The organism is Streptomyces sp. NPDC027189, assembly GCF_055566975.1.
Window position 1 is genome coordinate 64,071 of record NZ_JBVHRI010000025.1, and the last position, 20,156, is coordinate 84,226.

At 68.1% G+C, this 20,156-nt stretch carries 22 protein-coding genes and 5 pseudogenes; 10 read left to right on the forward strand and 17 right to left on the reverse strand.

What is annotated here, in order from left to right; translation table 11 throughout:
• Nucleotides 1–31: 31 nt before the first annotated feature.
• Nucleotides 32–766 carry an SDR family NAD(P)-dependent oxidoreductase gene (locus tag ACZ4RZ_RS39565; protein ID WP_467752120.1) on the reverse strand — a complete coding sequence of 245 codons (735 nt, stop codon included), beginning with the start codon at nt 764–766 and terminating at the stop codon, nt 32–34.
• 144 nt (nt 767–910) lie between these two features.
• Here ACZ4RZ_RS39565 and ACZ4RZ_RS39570 point away from each other — a divergent pair, with 144 nt between their 5' ends.
• Entirely contained in the window at nt 911–1,522 is a 612-nt protein-coding gene (locus ACZ4RZ_RS39570) for a TetR/AcrR family transcriptional regulator (RefSeq protein WP_467696902.1), read from the forward strand.
• Nucleotides 1,523–1,967: 445 nt separating this feature from the next.
• Here the strand turns inward: ACZ4RZ_RS39570 and ACZ4RZ_RS39575 are convergent, their stop codons facing one another.
• The 4 genes from ACZ4RZ_RS39575 to ACZ4RZ_RS39590 all read right to left on the reverse strand — a co-directional run bounded on the left by ACZ4RZ_RS39575 (nt 1,968) and on the right by ACZ4RZ_RS39590 (nt 5,865).
• A complete protein-coding gene (locus ACZ4RZ_RS39575) occupies nt 1,968–2,801 on the reverse strand; it encodes a transposase family protein (RefSeq protein WP_467752122.1) in 834 nt (277 codons plus the stop codon).
• A 67-nt stretch (nt 2,802–2,868) separates the two neighbouring features.
• Nucleotides 2,869–3,078, reverse strand: coding sequence for a hypothetical protein (locus ACZ4RZ_RS39580; RefSeq protein ID WP_467752124.1), 210 nt, complete (start codon nt 3,076–3,078; stop codon nt 2,869–2,871).
• A gap of 256 nt (nt 3,079–3,334) precedes the next feature.
• Nucleotides 3,335–4,750: a C4-dicarboxylate transporter DctA gene (gene dctA, locus ACZ4RZ_RS39585; protein WP_467752126.1), complete on the reverse strand. Its 1,416-nt coding sequence runs from the start codon at nt 4,748–4,750 to the stop codon at nt 3,335–3,337.
• Nucleotides 4,747–5,865 (reverse strand): PrpF domain-containing protein, encoded by a 1,119-nt coding sequence (locus ACZ4RZ_RS39590; RefSeq protein WP_467752128.1) that lies wholly within the window; start codon nt 5,863–5,865, stop codon nt 4,747–4,749. Before ACZ4RZ_RS39590 ends, dctA begins: the two co-directional genes overlap by 4 nt.
• A 146-nt stretch (nt 5,866–6,011) precedes the next feature.
• Between ACZ4RZ_RS39590 and ACZ4RZ_RS39595 the strand changes: the two genes are divergently transcribed.
• On the forward strand, nt 6,012–6,917 hold the full coding sequence (locus ACZ4RZ_RS39595; RefSeq protein ID WP_467752224.1) for a LysR family transcriptional regulator: 906 nt from the start codon (nt 6,012–6,014) through the stop codon (nt 6,915–6,917).
• Nucleotides 6,918–7,618: 701 nt separating this feature from the next.
• Entirely contained in the window at nt 7,619–8,848 is a 1,230-nt protein-coding gene (locus ACZ4RZ_RS39600) for an IS110 family RNA-guided transposase (RefSeq protein ID WP_467752129.1), read from the forward strand.
• A gap of 253 nt (nt 8,849–9,101) precedes the next feature.
• On the opposite strand, the gene ACZ4RZ_RS39605 is transcribed toward ACZ4RZ_RS39600, so the two are convergent.
• The 3 genes from ACZ4RZ_RS39605 to ACZ4RZ_RS39615 form a co-directional block, all read right to left on the reverse strand.
• Complete coding sequence (locus ACZ4RZ_RS39605) at nt 9,102–9,587, reverse strand: SRPBCC family protein (protein WP_467752130.1); 486 nt, start codon at nt 9,585–9,587, stop codon at nt 9,102–9,104.
• A gap of 250 nt (nt 9,588–9,837) precedes the next feature.
• Complete coding sequence (locus tag ACZ4RZ_RS39610) at nt 9,838–10,176, reverse strand: ArsR/SmtB family transcription factor (protein WP_467752132.1); 339 nt, start codon at nt 10,174–10,176, stop codon at nt 9,838–9,840.
• Nucleotides 10,173–10,637: an SRPBCC family protein gene (locus tag ACZ4RZ_RS39615; protein ID WP_467752134.1), complete on the reverse strand. Its 465-nt coding sequence runs from the start codon at nt 10,635–10,637 to the stop codon at nt 10,173–10,175. The genes ACZ4RZ_RS39610 and ACZ4RZ_RS39615 overlap by 4 nt, the downstream gene beginning before the upstream one ends.
• Nucleotides 10,638–10,988: 351 nt before the next feature.
• Here ACZ4RZ_RS39615 and ACZ4RZ_RS39620 point away from each other — a divergent pair, with 351 nt between their 5' ends.
• Complete coding sequence (locus ACZ4RZ_RS39620) at nt 10,989–11,534, forward strand: P-loop nucleotide/nucleoside kinase family protein (RefSeq protein WP_467752136.1); 546 nt, start codon at nt 10,989–10,991, stop codon at nt 11,532–11,534.
• 22 nt (nt 11,535–11,556) lie between these two features.
• Here the strand turns inward: ACZ4RZ_RS39620 and ACZ4RZ_RS39625 are convergent.
• Nucleotides 11,557–11,698 (reverse strand): annotated as a pseudogene (locus ACZ4RZ_RS39625) (ATP-binding protein); the annotation flags it as partial.
• Between the two features lie 177 nt (nt 11,699–11,875).
• Here ACZ4RZ_RS39625 and ACZ4RZ_RS39630 point away from each other — a divergent pair.
• Nucleotides 11,876–12,195, forward strand: a pseudogene (locus ACZ4RZ_RS39630) (IS5/IS1182 family transposase); the annotation flags it as partial.
• Between the two features lie 21 nt (nt 12,196–12,216).
• Here ACZ4RZ_RS39630 and ACZ4RZ_RS39635 read toward each other — a convergent pair.
• The 3 genes from ACZ4RZ_RS39635 to ACZ4RZ_RS39645 form a co-directional block, all read right to left on the reverse strand.
• Entirely contained in the window at nt 12,217–12,552 is a 336-nt protein-coding gene (locus ACZ4RZ_RS39635) for a winged helix-turn-helix transcriptional regulator (RefSeq protein WP_467752137.1), read from the reverse strand.
• 230 nt (nt 12,553–12,782) lie between these two features.
• Nucleotides 12,783–12,914, reverse strand: a complete 132-nt coding sequence (locus ACZ4RZ_RS39640) for a hypothetical protein (RefSeq protein ID WP_467752139.1) — start codon at nt 12,912–12,914, stop codon at nt 12,783–12,785.
• Between the two features lie 74 nt (nt 12,915–12,988).
• Nucleotides 12,989–14,125: an ABC transporter permease gene (locus ACZ4RZ_RS39645; RefSeq protein WP_467752141.1), complete on the reverse strand. Its 1,137-nt coding sequence runs from the start codon at nt 14,123–14,125 to the stop codon at nt 12,989–12,991.
• Between the two features lie 112 nt (nt 14,126–14,237).
• Between ACZ4RZ_RS39645 and ACZ4RZ_RS39650 the strand changes: the two genes are divergently transcribed.
• Nucleotides 14,238–14,843: a TetR/AcrR family transcriptional regulator gene (locus ACZ4RZ_RS39650; RefSeq protein ID WP_467752142.1), complete on the forward strand. Its 606-nt coding sequence runs from the start codon at nt 14,238–14,240 to the stop codon at nt 14,841–14,843.
• Between the two features lie 486 nt (nt 14,844–15,329).
• Here the strand turns inward: ACZ4RZ_RS39650 and ACZ4RZ_RS39655 are convergent.
• Nucleotides 15,330–15,447: pseudogene (locus ACZ4RZ_RS39655) on the reverse strand (pirin family protein); the annotation flags it as partial.
• A 27-nt stretch (nt 15,448–15,474) separates the two neighbouring features.
• On the opposite strand from ACZ4RZ_RS39655, the pseudogene ACZ4RZ_RS39660 reads away from it, so the two are divergent.
• A pseudogene (locus tag ACZ4RZ_RS39660) lies at nt 15,475–15,629 on the forward strand (carboxymuconolactone decarboxylase family protein); the annotation flags it as partial.
• A 137-nt stretch (nt 15,630–15,766) separates the two neighbouring features.
• Here ACZ4RZ_RS39660 and ACZ4RZ_RS39665 read toward each other — a convergent pair.
• Nucleotides 15,767–15,919, reverse strand: a complete 153-nt coding sequence (locus ACZ4RZ_RS39665) for a hypothetical protein (protein WP_467752144.1) — start codon at nt 15,917–15,919, stop codon at nt 15,767–15,769.
• Nucleotides 15,920–16,283: 364 nt separating this feature from the next.
• On the opposite strand from ACZ4RZ_RS39665, the gene ACZ4RZ_RS39670 reads away from it, so the two are divergent.
• Nucleotides 16,284–16,757 (forward strand): carboxymuconolactone decarboxylase family protein, encoded by a 474-nt coding sequence (locus tag ACZ4RZ_RS39670; protein ID WP_467752146.1) that lies wholly within the window; start codon nt 16,284–16,286, stop codon nt 16,755–16,757.
• Nucleotides 16,758–16,999: 242 nt separating this feature from the next.
• Here the strand turns inward: ACZ4RZ_RS39670 and ACZ4RZ_RS39675 are convergent, their stop codons facing one another.
• The 3 genes from ACZ4RZ_RS39675 to ACZ4RZ_RS39685 all read right to left on the reverse strand — a co-directional run bounded on the left by ACZ4RZ_RS39675 (nt 17,000) and on the right by ACZ4RZ_RS39685 (nt 18,711).
• On the reverse strand, nt 17,000–17,443 hold the full coding sequence (locus tag ACZ4RZ_RS39675) for a hypothetical protein (RefSeq protein ID WP_467752148.1): 444 nt from the start codon (nt 17,441–17,443) through the stop codon (nt 17,000–17,002).
• A gap of 661 nt (nt 17,444–18,104) precedes the next feature.
• On the reverse strand, nt 18,105–18,266 hold the full coding sequence (locus tag ACZ4RZ_RS39680; protein WP_467752150.1) for a hypothetical protein: 162 nt from the start codon (nt 18,264–18,266) through the stop codon (nt 18,105–18,107).
• 73 nt (nt 18,267–18,339) lie between these two features.
• The gene (locus tag ACZ4RZ_RS39685) at nt 18,340–18,711 is read right to left on the reverse strand and encodes a cupin domain-containing protein (protein ID WP_467752226.1); all 372 of its coding nucleotides are present in this window, start codon (nt 18,709–18,711) and stop codon (nt 18,340–18,342) included.
• Nucleotides 18,712–19,361: 650 nt separating this feature from the next.
• Between ACZ4RZ_RS39685 and ACZ4RZ_RS39690 the strand changes: the two are divergent.
• Nucleotides 19,362–19,602: pseudogene (locus ACZ4RZ_RS39690) on the forward strand (biotin/lipoyl-containing protein); the annotation flags it as partial.
• Nucleotides 19,603–19,719: 117 nt separating this feature from the next.
• Nucleotides 19,720–19,941 (forward strand): hypothetical protein, encoded by a 222-nt coding sequence (locus ACZ4RZ_RS39695; protein WP_467752151.1) that lies wholly within the window; start codon nt 19,720–19,722, stop codon nt 19,939–19,941.
• Nucleotides 19,942–20,156: the final 215 nt, after the last annotated feature.

Below are 20,156 nucleotides of genomic sequence, written 5' to 3' on the forward strand. Positions count from 1 at the left end.
GATGTCCTGCCCTGGTTGTGTGTTGTCCGGTTCAAATGGCGGTGGTGCCGCCGTCGGCGACCAGTTCCATGCCGTTGACGTAGCTGGAGTCGTCGGAGGCGAGGAAGAGGGCGGCGGTGGCGATTTCGTCGGGGCGGCCCATCTGGCCGCGAGGGATGAGGGACTCGAACTGGCGCTTGGTGGCCTCGTCGAAGAGTTCTTCCTGCTTGGCGGTGGCGACCTGGCCGGGGGTCAGGACGTTGACGCGGATGCGGCGGTCCTTGAGCTCGTTGAGCCAGATGCGGGCCCAGGCCTGCTGGACGGCCTTGCTGCCGGCGTAGACGCTCCAGCCGGGGAAGGCGCCGAGGGAGGCGTTGGAGCCGGTCATGAGGATGGAACCGCCGTCGTTGAAGAGCGGAAGGGCCTTCTGGACGGTGAACAGGGTGCCGCGGGCGTTGAGCCCGAACCAGGTGTCGAACTGGGCCTCGGTGATCTCGCCGAGCCGGGCAGGCTCGCCGCCGCCGGCGCTGGCCCACAGCACGTCAAGGCTGCCCTTCTCCCGCTTGACGGTGTCGTACAGGCGGTCCAGGTCGTCCAGGTCGGCGGCGTCGCCCTGGACGCCGGTGACGTTGCGGCCGATCTGCTTCACGGCCTCGTCCAGGGCGTCCTGGCGGCGGCCGGTGATGAAGACGTGCGCTCCCTCGTCGACGAACAGCTTCGCGCCGGCCAGCGCCATGCCGGTGGTGCCGCCGGTGATGACCGCTACCTTGCCGTCGAGCTTTCCCATAGTCGCTCCCTTGGGTCGGTGGTGCCGTGCGCACCTGGGACGACGGTGTTATGTACACCGCCCTGTGTACGTACCGTACGGGCCGGGCGACCGGGGCGCAAACTATGTACACCGGTCGTTACCCGGCCGGGGTACCATGGACCCATGACGGAGTTGGAGAAGGGCCCCACGGGCCGCCGCCGCGGCCGGGGCGCCCGCGAGCGCATCCTCAGCGCGTCCCAGCAGCTGTTCCGCGAGCAGGGCATCAACCGCACCGGCATGGACCAGCTCTGCGCGGCGGCCGAGGTGTCCAAGCGCACGGCCTACCAGCACTTCACCGGCAAGGACGAACTCGTCGCCGAGTACCTGCGCCGGTTCGACCCCTCCGTTCTGTCCGGCGTGTTCGACCGCACCGACCTCACGCCCCGCGAACGGCTCCTCGCCGCCTTCGACATCCCCCCCACCACTCCCCTGTGCCCCTACATCGCCGCCGCCGTCGAACTCCACGACCCCCAGCACCCCGCATCCCAGTACGCACGCGACTACAAGAAAGCCGTCGCCGCGCGGCTCGCCGACACCGCCCGCGAAGCCGGCGCCGCCGACCCTGAACAACTCGGCGAGCAGCTCGCGCTGCTCCTCGACGGCGCCGCGGCCCGCACCCGGGTCCTCAACGCCGACGCCTTCCCCACCGCCGCCGCCATCGCCGCCGTCCTCATCGACAACGCCATCCCCGCCACAGCCGGCGATGACCGGCGACGGGAGGAAGTGCCAAGCTGACTTGGCACTACGCGGCCGGGCTGGACGCGCTGCCGGTCGCGCGGCTGCACCCGCTGGTACGCGACATCAGCCGCCCGGCACCTGGCCCGGACCTGCCGGCTTTTACGGAACTGGCCGCCCGCCTGCTGAAGGCCGCAGCAGAAGCCGCCGGGGAGACCGGCGACACCCGAGGACCCACCGACGTGGTCGGCCTGGCAACTGCTGGCCCCGCACGCTGCCGTAGCGCTGAACACCCTCAGCGCTCTGCCGGACAGCTCAACGGCATGGAAGCCCTGTCCGTTGCGGACCTCGTTCTCACCCTGCCACCGTCACCCGATCAGTGGCCACGCTGAAAATGCTCAATGAACATCCATCATCTTGAATTCGCTGGTCACGGGGCTGGTGTGTGGGGTGGGTTGTGTACTCGCGCTGGTCGGGGGCGGTTGTCTGGCGTCAAGATCGTCTGTCAACGCGCGATCTCGATGTTGGTCAGTACGAGCAGGGCGCGAAGGAGCGTGGTGGCGTGACGGACGTGCAGGCGGAGCTTGGTGAGGATTCGCCAGTTCTTCAGGTGCGCGAAGGCGTGCTCGCAGACCGCGCGGACAGACGCGATCAGCTTATTGACCTGCTTCTTCGCAGGGATGAGTGGCTTGGTGCGGGCGGCTTTGTAGCCGGTGATGACCACGGGGTTGTCCGGGTCGTCGTCCAGGCCGACGAAGCCGAGGTCACCGATGGCACCCAGCTCGACGGCCCGCAGGCGCTCGACGATCTTGTTGTAACGGGCGGTGGTGATCTCCGAGGAGCGTCCCGGGCGGGCCGCGGACAGCCACAGCAGTCGGCCCTTGTCGTCGGTGAGGGCGAGGAAGAGCAGGCCGTGGGCCTTGTGTTTGCCGCTGTAGTTGCGGCGGTTGTCCGCTCCGGTGCGGCGCCGGGTGCGGATCAGCGTGCCGTCGATCAGGACGACGTGGCCACCCGTTCGGATGACTTTCTTCAGCGCGCGCTCCAGGCGCTGGGCCCGCGCGGCAAGCAGTTCGATCACCTCCAGGACCCAACGACGCACCGTCGTGGCGGAGATGTGGTTGCCGCCCGCCATGTCGGCAAGCCGCTGGTCATGGCGGAGAACTGCGAGGGCGATCGTGGCTATCTTCCCTGCCGGCAGCTTGCGCCACCGGGAGCGGATCTTCTTCAGATGGCCGCGGAGCAGGTCGCCGAGGAAGGTCAGGGTGGCCGTGGACAGCTGCAGACTGGACTGGTAGACAACCGTCTCAGTGCCCCCGGCGGGGCTGGTTTTCTTTGACATGATGTATCAACTGCCGCCGGGGGCATCGGCGTTACGGCCCGGGCTGTATGCCGTTGCTGGACCACCCTCACAGCGTGGCGGTGAACTTCCCGTCGGCCAGCTTGCGCAGCCAGCCCCGCTCGGCCAGCCGACGCGCGACCCGCTCGGCGACGGTGAGTTCCTCGAGCTCGTCGCGCACCTCTTGAAGCTGCTGGCTCAACTTCTCTGCCTGCAGTTCCAGTTCGGCCCTGCGGGCCGTGATCAGCCCATGAAGGTCCGGTTCCGCATCCCTGGCCACCTGACGCACCTCCCGCCCGGATCGTACGGACAGGTACCTCGCTCACGCCGGGAAATCCGCGGATCCCTGATCACCGAAACGGCAGACTCCGCGGGAGTTCTGCGCGGCGTTCGCCGGACTTGATCGGCGGTTGGAAGACTGGGCGTACCGGAGGCCAGACGTTCCTGATCAGCCCGGACGGCGAGTACGACGTCCTGTTGAGACGTGGGCGGGTCGGCCCGGAGCATCTGCTCTGGGCCGACCCGCCCACGCAATATCAGCTTGCCGCGGGGACCGGGTCGCGGGTTGGTTCGGGCATCGCCTCGGGTGCGGGCGTCTGCTTCGGATCGGGCTCGGCTGTCACCGCAGAAGGAGCGGGGGTGGGGGCGTAGGGGATCTCTCCGCGCAGGACGGCCTTGGCGCGGTCCTCGTCCAGCTCGCCCTCCCACCGGGCGACGGCCAGAGTGGCGACGCCGTTGCCGACCAGGCTGGTCAGGGCGCGGGCTTCGGACATGAACCGGTCGATGCCGAAGATCAGCGCGAGGGCGGCGACCGGGACGTGCGGGACAGCGCTGAGGGTGGCGGCCAGGGCGATGAAGCCGGAGCCGGTGACGCCTGCGGCGCCCTTGGAGGTGAGCAGCATGACGGCGAGCATGGCCAGCTGCTGGGTGAGGCTGAGGTCGATGCCGAGAGCCTGGGCGAGGAAGACCGAGCCCATGGTCAGGTAGATGGCGGTGCCGTCGAGGTTGAAGGAGTACCCGGCGGGCAGCGTGATGCCGACGACCGGTTTCGAGGCGCCCACGTGCTGGAGCTTGGCCATCATGCGCGGCAGGACGGGCTCGGTGGAGGAGGTGCCCAGGACGATCAGCAATTCTTCCTTGATGTAGCGCAGGAAGGGCAGCAGCCGCAGTCCGTTCAGGCGCATCACGCTCCCGAGGACGACCAGGACGAAGAAGAGGGCGGTCAGCCAGAACGAGCCGACCAGCAGGGCCAGATGGCGCAGGGTGCCCAGGCCGTAGTTGCCGATGGTGAAGGCCATTGAGCCGAACGCGCCGATGGGGGCGAGCCGCATGATCCAGCGGATGAGCGTGAACAGGACCGTGGAGAACTTCTCGATGCCCCGGGCGATGCTCAGGCCGGCCTCTCCGCTGGCGTGCAGGCCGAATCCGAACAGCACCGACACCAGCAGCACCGGCAGGATCTCGTTGCCGGTCAGGGCGCTGACCAGGGTGGCCGGGATGATGGCGAGGACGAAGGCGGCGAAGCCCTCGTGGGCCGCGGTCGCCTCCGGCGGCAGGCCCTTGGTGGACAGGGTCGAGAGGTCGACGTGCAGACCGCTGCCCGGCTTGACAACGTTGACGACGACCAGGCCGATCACCATGGCCACGGTGGTCAGCACCTCGAAGTAGACCAGAGCCTTCAGGCTCACGCGGCCGACCGCGCGGGCGTTGCCCATGGAGGCGATGCCGTGGACGACCGTGCAGAAGATGATCGGCGCGATGAACATCTTCACCAGCGCGATGAAGCCGTCGCCGAGCGGCTTGAGGTCAGCGCCGACGGACGGCCACAGCCCGCCCACGGCGGCGCCGAGGAGGACGGCGATCAGGCACTGGATGTAGAGGTGGGACAGCATCCGGCGGATGCGGCCCGGTGGTGCGGTGACGGTACCCGGGGCGGCGTCGTTGCGGCTCATGCGGGGCGTCCTTCCAGGACGGGAACGAGGAGTTCGGCTCGGGCGATACGCCGGGCGGCGCGGTGCAGGAGCACCGTGGGGGACGCGCCGTCCGGTGCGGGGACGGCTTGGGTGGTGACCACGCCGGCGGGGGTGCCCAGGCGCAGCGTGCCGTCGGCGGTCTGCCGGGCGACGCGGTGGGCGAGGGTGCCAGGGGTGGCGGCGGCCGTGGCCAGGGCCACGGCGGAGGTCAGGCCGATCGCCGGGTGCGGGGCGTGCATGGAGACCATGCGCACGGCCAGGTCGTACTCGTCCTGGTTGACGAGTATGCCCTGTGTGGTGCGATAAGGGGCGGGCCGGGCGACGATGCCCACCTTCGGCACCGCGTGGCTGACCGGATCGCCCTCGCGGGCCAGACCCATGGCCAGCGCTGCCTGGCGGCGCAGCAGTGTCAGCGCGGGCACTGCGGTGGCGAACGCGGTGAGGGATTCCGTGCCGTCGAGGCCGAACGCCTTGGCCTCGAACAGCGCGGCCGGCGCGCCGGCGTCCACCAGGGATGCCTCGACGGGACCGTCCGGGCCGGTCAGCTCGTCCAGTGCCCGGCCGGTCGGCAGTGCGCGGCCGGTCGTCGAGCCCGCCGGGTCCTGAAACCCGAGCAGGACCGGCACGCCCGGCGCCGAGGTACCCGGCACCACGGCCGTGCCCTCCTCCGGGGCCACGCCCGCGGGGGTGGGGATCGTGCCGGTGAGGCGGGCCCCGGTGTTGACGTTGAGCATGCGGACGGTGGTGGTGTCCGACGCGATCGGCACGAGATCGTGGTGGACGGCGTACAGGGCCACGGCGGTGGCGCAGTTGCCGCAGTTGCTGGCCCACTCCACGCGCTCGTCGCCGATCCCGACCTGCGCGAAGGCGTACTCGACATCCACGCCGGCCTGGGTCGACGCCTGTACGACGGCGGCCTTGGAGGTGGTGGAGGAAGCGCCGCCCACGCCGTCGATCTGGCGGGGGTCGGCGGCGTTGAAGGCGGCGAGCAGCAGGGCATCGACGTCCACGCCCGTGGCGGCCACGCCGCGGTGGTCGAAGATCCAGCACTTGCTGGTTCCTCCGCGGATCATCTCGCCCTGCAGACGCAGCACAACTGACTCCTCACAGACATGGAAGGGGAAGCCCACCGACGGTCTCGCCGTGCGTGGTGTCCTCCACGGTGGGTTACGGCAGCGTGAAGTACAATCTCGGAAATCTGCATGGCTATTAAGCTCAAGTGAACGCTGAAGGTGGCGGCATGCTCGACGTCCGGCGCATCCTGCTGTTCACGGAGGTCGCCCGGCGCGGCTCGGTGACCGCGACAGCCCGCGCCCTCAACTACACCCCGTCAGCGGTATCGCAGCAGATCAGCCGCCTGGAAGCAGAGGCAGGCCAGCCCCTGCTGGAACGCCACGCCCGGGGCGTCACCCTCACCGACGCCGGACGGGCGCTGGCCGAGCGAGGGCAACGGATCGCACGCGAACTGCAGGCCGCGGAAAACGAACTCGCCGACTACGCCGGCCTGCGCGCGGGCACCCTGCGCATCGGCACCTTCCCCACCGTCGGCGCCTCGCTCCTTCCGCAGGCCGTGATCGCCTTCCGGGACGCCCACCCCGACGTACGGCTGACCGTCCGCAGCGCCCGCATTGCCGGACTCTGGACGATGCTGGAGAACCGGGAGATCGAAATGTCGCTGATGTGGGACTACGACTGGAGCCGAATCGACAGGGAGGACATCGTCATCACCCCTCTCCTCGATGACCCGCCAGCCCTTCTCGTCAGCGACCACCATCCACTCGCCGGCCGCGACGCCGCCTCACTCGCCGACTTCGCACACGACCCCTGGATCACCCGCGCCGAACATCACCCGGTGGCCGAAGCCCTCGTCCGCGGCTGCCGCGCCGTCGGCTTCGAGCCCCACATCGCCTACGAGGCCCACGACTACCAGGAAGCCCAGGCCATGGTCGCCGCCGGCATCGGCGTCGCGCTCGCCCCCACCCTGGCCCTGGAGGGCATCCGACCCGGCGTCAACGTCCTGCCCCTGCAGCCGCCGGCCCCCATCCGCCGTATCCTCCTGGTTCGCATGGCCGACCACTCGCTCACCCCCGCCGCCCTGACCTTCGCCGGACTCCTCCGCGACGCCGCTGCGGCCCGAACCCTCTGACACCGAACCACGCCCACCGGTCATGGAACCGTCGCGCTCACCGCCGCCAATCCAGGCCCCGCTCTTCGGTGTTGGACGTGGGCAACGGGCGGCGGCAAGCAACCCTGGCCATACGTTGGGTTCGTGATCGGAAGGTGCACGGGGTCCGAGGTGGGCGCGGCGAGCGTCGGCTCCGGCAGTGACAGGCCGAAGGCATGGTCGATGTCTTCCACTGCGCCAGGATGGCAGTGGGCGGTCCGCCCAGTCAGCGGATCCGGGGCAGCGCCCTGTCCGGGTGCGCGGCTTGCACGTACTTGACGGCGATCTCGAGGTGGCCCACCTGAAGAACTAATCCCTTGCTAAGAACATCCCGAGCGAGCCTCGTGGTTCCTCGGGCGTTCGAGTCGAGTGCTGGATGGATGCCTTCTGAAGAACGGGCCTTGACGCCTCTCGCCAGACCGGTGACATCCAGCATCGACGTCACATCACCCCTGCCACTCGTTGGTGTTGGTGGGGCGAGCCCACTCCGCGGTGGCCTCTTGAGACGCCCGAGCCGTTCGAGCTCCCGCGCAGACCGAGGCCCGTGGAATGCGCTGGTGCCACAAACGGCTCGTGAGGTGGAGGCACGGCTGCACTGCGGCTGATGCCTGGGATTAGTGCGACGCGTGGCCCGCATGCGCTCGTGACCAGTGCAAACACCAACACATCGGGAAGGAACCATCGTGCTCTACTGCGGAATCGACTGGGCGGAACGCACGCACGACGTCGCCTTGGTCGACGACACCGGCGCGTTAGCCGCCAAGCGGCACATCACCGACGACGTCGCCGGCTACCAGGTACTGCTGGAACTGCTCGCCGAGCACGGCGACAGTGAGGAGAATCCGATCCCGATCGCGATCGAGACTTCCCGCGGCCTGCTGGTCGCGATGCTGCGGCAGGGCAAGCGGCAGGTGTTCGTGATCAATCCGCTGTCCGCAGCCCGGTATCGCGACCGGCACAGTGTCTCGCGCAAGAAGTCCGACCCCGGCGACGCCCTGGTCCTGGCGAACATTCTGCGCACCGACATGCACGCCCACCGGCCCCTACCCGCCGACTCCGACCTCGGCCGCGCAATCGCTGTCCTCGCCCGTGCCCAGCAGGACGCTTTGTGGAACCGCCAGCAGATCGCCAACCAGCTCCGGTCCCTGCTGCGTGAGTACTACCCGGCCGCCTTGGAAGCCGTCGCCGCCTGGACCAACGGTCTGTGCCGCCCCGAGGCTCGCGAGCTGTTGAGGGCCGCACCGACTCCGTCCCAGGCCGCTCGGCTGACCCGCGCCCAGCTGCAGGCCGTCCTCAAGCGCGCAGGCCGCAAGCGCGGCATCGCTGCCGAGGCCGAGCGTCTGCGCGATGTCCTGCGCGCCGAGTGGGCCCACCAGCCTCCCCTCGTCGCGGACGCGCTCGGCAAGCAGACGCTTGCCGTCCTGCTCCAGCTGGAGGCCGCCTGCACCGCCGCCGACCAGCTCGCCGAAGCGGTGGAAGAGGCGTTCCTTCAACACCCGGACGCGGAGATACTGCTGAGCTTCCCCGGGCTCGGCATCCAGCTCGCCGCCCGGATCCTGGCCGAGATCGGGGACGATCGCACCCGCTTCGCCGATGCCCGGGGGCTGAAGGCGTACGCCGACTCCTCGCCCATCACCCGCGCCTCCGGCAAGAGGTCGAGCATCACGCGCCGCTGGGTGAAGAACGACCGGCTCAACCACACCGGGTACCTGTGGGCCTTCGCCGCTCGAAACGGATCAACCGGGGCCAAGGCCCACTATCGCCGACGTCGCAACGAGCACGGTGACTGGCACGCGGCCGCCCTTCGGCACCTGTTCAATCGCATGCTCGGGCAGCTCTATCACTGCCTTCAGAGGCGAGACCTGTTCGATGAACGAACCGCCTTCCCCACTGAACTCGCCGCGGCAGCTTAACGCGTTGGCAACGTGAGGCGTCTGGCGCGTGCTCGGCAAGGTACGCACCAACCCGAAATGGGCGACCGCCCTGGTGAGGGCCCTGCTGGTCCTGACGAACCGGGAAGTCGCCCGCTGACCGATGACCTACGCGAGAGTCATCCGCCCTTGACCAGCCCGTGCACGCCGACGTCCACGTACACCAGACCCATGACCTGCAACACACCGCTTAATGAGACACGCCCTTCGGTGGCGCCGCACGCCCGGCCGCAGGTCACCACGGATCGGGCAGGCCCTCTCCCGTGGTGATCAGGCTGCGCAGGCTGCCGTTGACGTAGTGCAGCCAGGCCGTGGAGCACGCGCCGAAGCACTCGACGTCTGGCACCAGGCCGACGTGGGTGAACCGCAGCTCGGTGCCGCCGGCCGCGGGCACGATGTCGAACACGATCTCGCTGCCGGTCCACTCGCCCGGCTCCGAGACGAAGGCCAGGTGGCTGTCGGTGACCCGCCAGACCACGCGGCGGCCCGGCTCGAGCTCGACCACGCGCTGGAGGCTGTAGTGCTGGGGTGGATGCCGGTAGGTGAACTCGGCACCCAGCTCGTCGGCACGCCCCTCGATCTGGCCCGTCCACCAGGCGCGGACGTCCAGGATGGCGGCGAAGACCTCCTCCGGTGACTGCTCGACCGGGTACGACGTCGAGTAGCCGCGCTCGGTGCGCGCCGTGCTCATTTCGTGGCTGCCCGGTGTTTGTGTCGTCATGAGTGATCGGATCCTTGTCTCTTCGTGCCCATTGATGAGTGGTTGCGGGATCCAGTGCCAGGTGCTGACCCGGACGTCGCTCGGCACGGGCCGTCCCCTGCCGATCTCGACCAGCCGGGGCGCAACCGGTGCGGGATGTCCACCAGCTCGTTTCCTCTTCCTCGGTTTCCGGGTGTGCGCGCCCGCTTCAGGGTGCGGTCGCCCGTCGCCGCCACGGACGTGGCGGCGAGTTGCGAGTGTGGGGGTGCGGTCAGCCCGGCTTGCTGCTCTGGATCCGCTCGGCGATCCGCTTGATCCGCTGCAGCCGGGCGTCCCAGGTCGCGCCGACCGCGGACAGCTGCGCGACCGCACGGGCGAGCTGGGCCTCGTCCACCTCGTAGCGGCGCGCGCGCCCCGCCGGCGTCACGTGCACCAGGCCGACGCGGTCCAGCACACCGAGGTGCTTGGCGACCGCCTGCCGGGTGACGGGCAGCCGCTCGCTGAGCGTGGTCGCCGTACCGCCTCCGTCGGCGAGGAGCAGGTCGAGCATCCGTCGCCGGGTCGGGTCGCCGACCGCGGACCAGAGATCGTCATCGATCGCAGTACTCACGGCCGCGTGACCAGCCTGTCGGCATAGGTGACGAGGCGCGGGAGGAAGAGGTCCCAGCCGCGGACGTGGTCGAGGTAGGCCTCCTCCAGCACGGCGGTCTCCCACCCGCGCTCACGGAAGCCGGTCTCCGCAAAGCGCAGCAGTGTGCCGTCACCGGACGGAACGAGGTCGAAGGTGACGAGGAGGGAGTTGCCTGGCGCAGCCGACTCGCCCTCGTCGTACACCCAGCGGAACGCGAACCGGCGGGGCGGGTCAGCCTCCAGGACGGTGAGCGGCTCAACCTTTGCGTCCGGCGAGGCCGGGTCGCCGAAGGTGACTGCGCCGGTGGCGCCGGGGACCGGGTCGAGCTCGGCGTCGTCGGGCCACCACTCGCGCAGGTGCTCCGGAGAGCTGATCACCTCGTAGACCACCTCGGGGGTGGCGTCAATGCGGAGCTCCCGCTCGATGCTTCCGTACTCCATGTGACCCTCCTGACCTCAACGCAACTGACGGTTGCACGTCAGCGTATCCGGCGCACCCCATTAACGCAACCTTTCGTTGCGCAACCGGTTTCGCTCCCAGGCTCCGAATCGGCAAGGCGCCCCGGTGCAACATCGGTTGCAGCATTGAGCGGTGTGCTGGGCGACCGCGCCGGTCAGGGGCTTGGTGGCCCTGACGAACCGGGAAGTCGCCCGCTGTTAGTGGGTTTCGGCTCCACTTAGCGATCGTTCGGGCATGATCTGTCAGTGTGATTTGGCCCCACCCGTGCGTCGCGGTGTGTGGCTCTGGGGACGGTTGTGCCCGATGAGGGCATCGGTGACGGGGAGATGCGTGTGATCGTCTGGGTGAACGGCGCGTTCGGCAGCGGGAAGACCACGTTGGTCGACGAACTGCGTCCGCGTTGGCCCGAGGCGCTGGTCTATGACCCGGAGATGGTCGGCTATGCGCTGCGCGAGATCGTGGAGGTCCCCACTGGCGATTTCCAGGATCTGCGGTTGTGGCGACGGCAGGTCGCGAACCTGGCGGTGGGACTCGTCGAGGAATACCAGAGGCCCGTCCTCGTCCCCATGACGTTGGTCAACCCAGGGTATGTCGAAGAGATTTTCGGTGCGTTGAAGGACGCGGGGGCCGCGGTCCACCACTTCTTCCTCAAGGTCTCCGAGGAGGTCTTGGTGAAGCGGATCGACGGACGGAGCTTCACGCCGGACCATCCCGAGCAGGATGAGCGGGTCCGGCAGTGGTGCAAGGCCAGGATCGAGCCGTGCACGGCCGCGATGAACACGCTGCCCAGTGACACCGTGTTCCTGGACGGCGAGCTGACCCCGAAGGAGTTGGCCGACGACGTGCTGGCTCGCGTGGGTGGGAGCCCGGGCCGGTAGTTTCGGGTCCTGATGCGTAGGGTCAGCCTTTGCCCTGCTGGTTCTTGGTGTGGGCGAGGCGGTAGGAATCGGTGCCGGTCTCGATGATGTTGCCGCCGAAGGTGAGCCGGTCCACGATCGCCGCGCAGAGCCGGCGGATCAGTGAAGGTCTTCGTCCATCCAGGTGGGGTCGAAGCATGGGCAAGAGACAGCGGGACTGCGTCGGGTGCCGGGCCGAGAAGGTCAATCGCAGCCCTAAGCTCCGCTTTTATCCCTGCGCTCTGCCCGCGGACGGTTGGTTGGGCGAGGTGCGGGACATGGAACGGCCATCGCGGGACTCACCAGGTAGGTGAAGACCAGGGGCCCTGCAAGCTGACGCTGATACCGAGGGACGCATCGACTGTCCATGGTGAGCCTGGACTCCACCGTGTGCCGGGTTCATCAGCACGGGGCCGGTGCCCGCTTCGGACCGCCCCGGGTGACCGGCAGACGGTCCCACCCTGCCCAGCACCGGGAGGATGAGGCCCCGGGCCGCTCACGCGGTGGCCCGACAACCAAGATCCACCTCGTTGGAGAGGGCAGACGCCGCCCGCTGGCACTGCTGATCACACCGGGCCAGTGGGGCGACGCGCCCCAGATGATCCCGGTCCTGGACCGCATCCGCGCCCCCCACGGCAGCGGTGTACCGGCATGGAAAGGGAAGTCAGGGGTCTGGCGTGGCCGGTCGATCCGACGCTGGTGAGTCGCTCGCTGGAAGGTGGTCCTCCGCCCACACGAGCAAGGCGGCTAGGGGGATGAGGAAGGCGTTGCCGTGCGGAGAGAGTGCGAAATGGGTTCGCGACGACGGGCCGGGCTGGACGTTTCGGGCAACGAGGTCGACCGCGGTCAGTTCCTGGAGGCGCTGGGCGAGCATGCGGTCGCTGATGCCGGGGACGCGCTCGCGAACCTGGGCGAAGTCGGCCGGGCCTTTGGCCAGGGCTGCGATGATCAGGCCGTTCCAGCGTCTGCCCAGCAGGGCGAAGGCCCGAGTGACGGCCACAGGGGGCCCGGTCGGCTGCGGGGGTTCGGACCGGTGTGCCGGTTGAGAGTGTTGTGGGTTGGTCATGGTGTGTGTCCGCTCCGGTACGGCGCGAGGCATCGCGGTTCAACGCCTCGCGCCGTACGTCGTTGTCGTGGCTGTGTCGGGATTCGGCCCGTGTGGCTGTCTGCCGGGCCGCGACCCTAGGTAGCGGTGCGGCCCTTGTGGAAGGGGCCGCCTCCTTGGTGAGGTCAGCTCATGTGGACGGCCGCGCCCTTGGTGTGCTGCCGCCGGCGCGCGTTGGCGGCCAGTGCCGCGACCACCGTCCCGGACAGGAACATGGCGCCTGCGGCGACGAAGGCCAGGGTGTAGCCGTGCGTCATCGCCTCACCCGCCTTCGACGCCGGGCCGAAGTCCTTGGTGGCCAGCCCCGATTGCGCGCATGAAACGCTCGGTATCAGCCGTCAATGTCATCGCGACGTGCATGCGCGTGCGCGTGACGCCGATCCGGCGAAGCAGCACCGGACTGCTGATTTGGCATGGCCGGGAGCGACGCTCCGGAAGCCATCTCACCGGTCTCCGCACCGGGGGCTTTCCCAGTGATGCGGCGGCCGAACACGACTGCTGTGAGCCCGCAGACGCTCCACAGGGCGAGGACGGCAAGGTGGCCTGCGCCGCTGTTGCCGTCGAAGTACGCGGTGTCGCGAAGCAGGCTGGCTCCGGCGCCGGGGGGCAGCCACTGGCCCACGTAGTCCACTCCCTTGGGGAGCATCTCCGGAGCGGAGGTGGCGCCGGAGAAGGGGTTCCCGACGAAGACCATGAGCACGGCGCTGAGCCCAAGGCCGGCCGACCCGAGGAGTCGGATCAGCCCGGCAGCGGTGGCGCTGATGGAGAACAGGACGAGCGACAGGACCGCCCACGTGGCCACGTGATCGTGGGGCAGCGCCCCGAGGAAACCCTGGGCCACGAGATAGGCACCGAAGCCCGCGGCGGCGCATGCAACGAGGAGCGTCAGCACTCGGTCCAACGGGCGTCGCAGGCTGCGAGCCATCGCGACAAACGCCCCGATCAGGATGGCGCAGATCGTGAGCGGGAAGACCGCCGAGCTGAACACCACTCCCCTGGGGTCCTCTGCGGCGACGGGCACCAGGTCGAGTGTCCTCACGTGGATCTTCGCCGGGGACTGAGCACCGGCCGCCCCCTGCTGGGCGGCCCGATCGGCCAGCTGCTGTCCGACCTCGCCCAGAAGCTGGGCCACGGAGGTGCTGGCGGCAGAGGCCTCCAGCACGGTGATGCCGTGGCGTGAGATGACGAAGGCGCCGTAGACGTCCCGGTTCTCGATCGCCGACCGCGCGGCCTGCTGGTCGGGGTAAAGGTGGAAGTCGAACGCGGCCGGCCTCTCATGGACCAGTCCCTCCACCGCGTGCTGGCTGGCCGCCCCGGTGCCAACGATCCCGACCGGGACGTCGCGCGGCGCGAACCGTCCCGCCGGCCAGGCGAACACCATCACCGCCAGGGTGATCCCTAGGGGCAGCACCACGGCGGCAACGGCCACTTCCCGCCATGCCCGGTGTCCTGACAACGGGTTCCTCACGGTCAGCCCTCCCATAACAAATGAAATGATCGTTCTCTTAATTCCCCAGTCTGAACCTGATGCACAAGCAACGTCAACAAGAATGTTCGTTTTGTTTTGGTAGGATGACCCCATGCCCAAGGTCACCCAGCAGTACATGGACGCCCGCCGTGATCAGATCCTGGACGCCGCGCGCCGGTGTTTCCTCCGCGACGGTTTCCACTCCGCGTCCATGCAGGACCTGTTCGCGGAGGCGGGACTGTCTGCGGGCGCGGTGTACCGGCACTTCACGAGCAAGGACGAGATGATCCTCGCGATCGCCGAGGAGAACATGCGCGATGTCCTCGATATATCGCTCGCCGTCGCCACGAACCAGCAGGGCCAATCCATGGGGGCAGTCATGGCGAAACTGCTCGACGTGGTTCGGGCCAAGTCCGTCGAGGCAGACCTGGCCGGGCTCGCTGTTCTGGTCTGGGGAGAAGCCATGCGCAACCGCTCGCTGGCTCGCAAGCTCGACCAGCTCATGGCCCGCATGCGCACCAACCTGGTCATCTTGGTTCGCGACCATCAGGACCACGGCGACTTGCCCACAAGCGTGACGGCCGAGGCGATCGCTTCAACGATGATCTCCGTCCTCCCGGGCTACATCCTCCAACTGGCCTTGCTCGATCCGGCTGTTGTCGCCGAGGTGCCTGACGCGGTGCGGGCGTTGTGGCCGGAGCCGGCCGGTGAGCGCTGAGCGGTCTCGCCGCCTCTCGATCAGCGGCACCAGCCAGCCGACGGCCGCCATCGGAACGGGATTTGACGATCCGATAGGCAAGATCCGCAGCTGTGACGGCAGTCTCAGGCACGCCACCGCGGCGCAGGGGTGAGGACCTACGCCGCATCGAGGCTACCGAGACTCGGCAGCAGCAGCGGCACGGCCGACGCGGCAGTGATCCCCCGCGTAAGCGAGCAACGCCGTGGCCAGGGCAGGTGTCACCCCACCGCGTGGCACGCAGCGAACAGACACCCGAAGTCACCTGTCCAAGTGGGCACCGCCACGCCAAGACCGCTGGCCCACAAATGCGACCGACGGGTCCACGGCCACCAGTTCGTCAACCAATCGGGCGTCCGGGACCTGACCGCCGACCGTGGGCCGCAGACGCAGCCCCGTACCTACGATCTCGCGCATCGCGCCTGGGCTGCGCAGGACCAGCAGAGCCGCATCAGTAGGCCCACTGACGGCCAGAATCTGCAGGCCGGTGTGGGGGTGGGGCGCGACGTCCATACCACCGGTGGCTGCGACCTCGTCGGGGGCCGTAGTGGTCGGCGAAGCACCAGGAGCCGATCAGTGGGCCGGCCGGTGAGCAACACAGAAGCGCACGCCGTCAGAGGCCACGACCCACCCCGCAGACGGCGAGGCACAGAGTGCCGCCTACGTCCTCATCCGCTCCGTGCTGTCGGACGACGAGATCTCCGCCGCGATCTGGGTCGAATCACCCTGAACGCTTTCAACCGAGTCTCTGTCATGAGCACGCACCCCACGGACCACGAATCGGCCTGCTCGACCGTCAGCTCATCAGCACGCAGTCTCACCAACGGGCATCGACCCACCCCGTCACACCACATGCGATTGAAGTACTGATACTCCAGCGGGACACCTGGATTTTCCCTGGATGCCTAACCGCCAGCGGGATAGACAACCCGGGTCAGCAGATCCGTCAGCTGCGCGGGCTCGCTGGGCCCCAGTTCGACAAACAGACGCTCAGTCAGCGACTCCGCCGCCACATGGGCTGCATCGACAAGCTCGACGCCCTGAGGCGTGATCTCCACTGCCCGCACCCGCCGCTCCCCCGGAACGGGCTTGCGTACGGCCTGTCCGGACGGCACGCCGGCGGTGATCCGAGCGGCACGACAAGAGCTGGAGGAAGCTGATGCTTGAGCTGCGTGCTGCCGCGCTCGGGCGATCTGGCGGTCCTCCAACTCCTCGGCTCGGCATACGAAAACATGGTGCCGCTGCTTGACGCGCCTCCTCGGCGTGTGTCCGACGCATCCGCATCGGCCGACCGGCATCCGCTGCCGGCTGGTGACCCCGGATGCCGAACAGATGAGACCCACGTCATACCCGACTTCCTGTCACACATCGTCAGGCCACCCGGTCAGTAGTGCGTATCTGCAACACGGCAAGGAGATCACCGTGGAATCGCGTCTCAACTACTTCGGCCACCCCCTCGCGGGAAGGGTGCTGAAGCACATCAACTCGGCCAGCAAGATGGTTTCGGACTCAACGCTGCCGGCCGTGATCCAAGAGCTGGTGAAGATTCGCGCGAGCCAGATCAACGGCTGCGGCTTCTGCACCGACATGCACACCAAGGACGCCGCGCACGCCGGGGAGACGGCGCAGCGCCTCAACCTGGTCGCGGCCTGGCGGGAAGCCGCGGTGTTCACCGACGCCGAGCGCGCCGCGCTGGAGCTGGCGGAACAGGGCACCCGCATCGCCGACGCCGCCGGTGGTGTCACCGACGAGGCATGGGCTTACGCTGCCAAGCACTTCGATGAGGACCAGCTCGTCGCCCTGATTTCCCTCATCGCCGTCATCAACGCCTACAACCGCATCAACGTCATCAACCAGCAGCCCGCCGGGGACTACCAGCCTGGCCAGTTCGGCTAGCCGGAATCTGCCCGGCCAGGCACACACGGTCCGTCTCCGCGCCGCCCCGAAGGACGGCGAGGAGACGGACCACCGGCATCAACCAGGTGTGCTGAGCCCTTGGGATGGCTTTGCCGCCACAGCCCGGCCACCCTCAAGACCTGGCGACTCCTGCGCAAGCTGCGGTGCAGCACGAGTCGCATCACGAACCTGGTCAAGGCCGTGCCAGCCCTCCACCTTCAGCCTGAGATCAGGTAGATGGCTCAGTCTCCAGACCACCCCCAGAAGTAGGTCTCCTGTGGCGTCCCGTGGTCGTCGTGCAGTATTGCGCAGCGACCGTACCCGCGCTCGCGAGCAAGGTCTTGGATCGCTGGAACGTGCTTCCGGGTGAGCCGTTCCGTGCCGGTGGCCCTCCGGGCCTCTTCGGCGGTCACCGGCTGTACCGCACATATCTCGGGCTCCTCATCTGCCCGTTGAACGTGGAAGACATCGAGAATCGAGTGCGTGCCAGAGTGCTGCGTCCACTCGTCGGCCCACAGTTCCTCCAGAGTCAAAGGTCGCGGCTGGCGCTCCTCCTCAGGAAGCCAGTCCTCGCCGCGCACCCAGTAGTAGTCACCAGCAAGGAACGCTCGGTGCCGCAACTCCACCAGCGCGGCGCCAAGATCCTCCTGGTAAGGCACGTAGTAGTCCCAGGCCGAAGCACCCATACTGCACCCCTTCGAGTCAACCGCCAGCGCGGCATTACGTCACAAGAACGCTAGCGGTCGCCTCCGACAGGCCATGAAGACTGACAACAACCCTCCTGCATCGACTGCGGAGACGTACCGAAGAAGACGACCAGCCCATGCATGGTCGACGAGGGGCCGAGCCGAGTTGCCACACTGCACAAGGTCTGCCCGCCGCGACCAACGTGCCCGACCGACGCGCCGCGCCACCGCATGTCAGCAGCCCATGCAAACCGTCCAGTTTGCACAAGGCTCAATCACTTGATGGCACCAGGCGCCCCGCACGAGAACCACCTGTCGGACTTCCTGATGCGCAGCAAGGCCGTGATCGGGCGGACCGTTCTGACACTTGGTGAACCACCTTGTGCCTGCGGCTCGGTGATTGAGGTCCGCATGCGGGTGGTTGCCGGCGGCAGCCGCCGGCAACCACCCGCCCGCAACGACGATCGCCCGGTCCCCGCCGTGCGCCGACATCACTGCACCCGTGTCACTAGCAGGCTCCCCGGTGCGATCCCCGTGTTGCGCAAGGTGACATGGAACAGGAACTCTCCCGCACCGGGGCGGAGGACAGCCGACTGCCCGGGTGCGAGTGCTTGTTCTCTGCTTCTGTTCACGGAAGCCGTGCTGGCCCCCTTGACGACCGTCACCACCACGGCAGAGCCACTGCCACGACAGTGTGCATGAGACCGTCGATCCGCACGCGCCACACGGAGCTCCGTGGCAGGACACGGTGTCGCAGCTCGTGGATGGCTGCGGCCGCGAACAGCACTGTCAGCATGGAGCACACGACGTCAGTGGCGCTCATGCTTCTCGTGCCTTCCCACGGAGCGGTCCGCTTCGGCCGAAGCCGACCTGCTGCCTGAGCAGGAAGCCGCCGGTCAGTCCACGGGGCGCGGAGCACGCAGGTGGGCCCGCTGCGCCAGTTCCTCCTCGTCAACCAGCGTGAGCATCGGCTCACCGGGCGCACACAGCATGGTCACCGTGAACCGGCACCGCGCATCAGTTCGGGCGTTGCCGTCCTGGTAATGGATCACGTCGCCGCCCGGCTCCCAGAACGTCTCACCGGCCTTGACCACGCGTTCCGGCTCTCCCTCCAGCTCAAAGCGCACCTCGCCCTCGATCACGTACCCGAACGCCGGCCCCGAGTGGCGGTGCGGAGGAGTACCACGGTCACCGGGCGGCCATTCGACCAGGATGGTCATGCCCGAGGCACCCTCGGGAATGTGGGGCGGCTTGACGTCCTGCAGCATCGTCGCCGCGGTCTTCCATGTCTCGGGATGCGGCTTGTCGTTGGTCTCGCCCGCTGAGTCCTTGCTTGACACTGTGTTGCACCTCCGTAGATGTTGCCCTGCATGGGCAGGTGATGTGTGCCGCCAAGTGGCGAGGGTGGTGTACCAACATCTCTCACTCGACGGTAACAGCGTCCGTGCATTCCAGGCGGCTCACGCGGCTGCCTAGAAATGAAGTCCGAGTACACCGGGCTTCTGTGACAGAGGTAGGTCGCTGGTTTCGGAGCTCGCCCGAAGCCGCAGGCCTTGACCGCCGCGCGGCCCCACTTCGGCCACGGCGTTCAGTGGGCGCATCGTGACACTGCTCACTCAGTGTCACAACAGCGGTTCGAGTTCTGTCGTATGTAGTGCACGCGGCTGACGTCGCCGCCACCAGGACACAAACGGGGTCGCTGACCCCTCGAGGCGAAGGGACCCAATGGCGCGGACCGGCGCAGTCGACCCGGACACGGTTGTCCAAGCGCGCGACCGCTACGGCTGGCAGGGGTGAGCACCTTGTCGATGGCACGGCGCGCCGGCAGGGAACGTGCGCGCCGCAGGGCGTGCAACGGCCAAGGGTGCCCCGGCGCCCTGCCCATTCGTGAGGAGCAACCGACGTCATGACGGTTCCCGTAACCCTGCCGGCCCTTGGCGAGAGCATGACTGAGGGCACGGTCACCCGCTGGCTGGAGCAGGTCGGCGAGACGGCCGAGGCCGACGAGCCTCTGCTTGAGGTCTTCACCGACAAGGGTCGACACCGAGATCCCCTCCCCCGCCTCCGGCGTGCTGCTGGAGATCGTCGTAGGTTTGGAGGTGACCGCCGAGGTCGGCGCCAAGCCGGCCATGCTGGGAAGCCCAGTGGCAACTGCGGCACTGCGGGAGTAGGTGATGGGGCCGGTGAAGCCCTTCACGGCGGTGAGAGTGTGCCTGCCTCGGTCTCACTGTCACAGATGAGTTGCATGCTTTGTCATGCTGGATATACACCCGTCCATGTCAGATGCGTCCGTCGATTCCCTCGCTCGAGAGCAGCAGGACGCCTACGCGATCAGTGCCGAGTTCTACGACGTCGTGCAGGCCGCACGGGACGGGACACGCGTACACCAGCTGTATGGCGGCGATGTCGGCAACGCCCGACTCGGTGTGCTGGATGTCGGCGCAGCGCGTTTGCCTCTATGGCAGCTCTGGGCGTCTCCCAGCATTTTTGCTGCGTGACGGGACAGGACGCAGGGGTGAGTCCGAATGCATCAACGCTCTTCGCGTCCACGTGGTCCTGGACTCCCGCCTCCAGGCGCCAAGCTTCAGCCATCGACGTCGTGCCAGTGATCACAGTTGCAGCCGTATCAGGTATTGGCGCGGTGCCCCACCTTCAATTCACCTGTTGCCGCCTCCGGTTCGTAACAACAGACGGGAGAGGCACTGGATCTGTG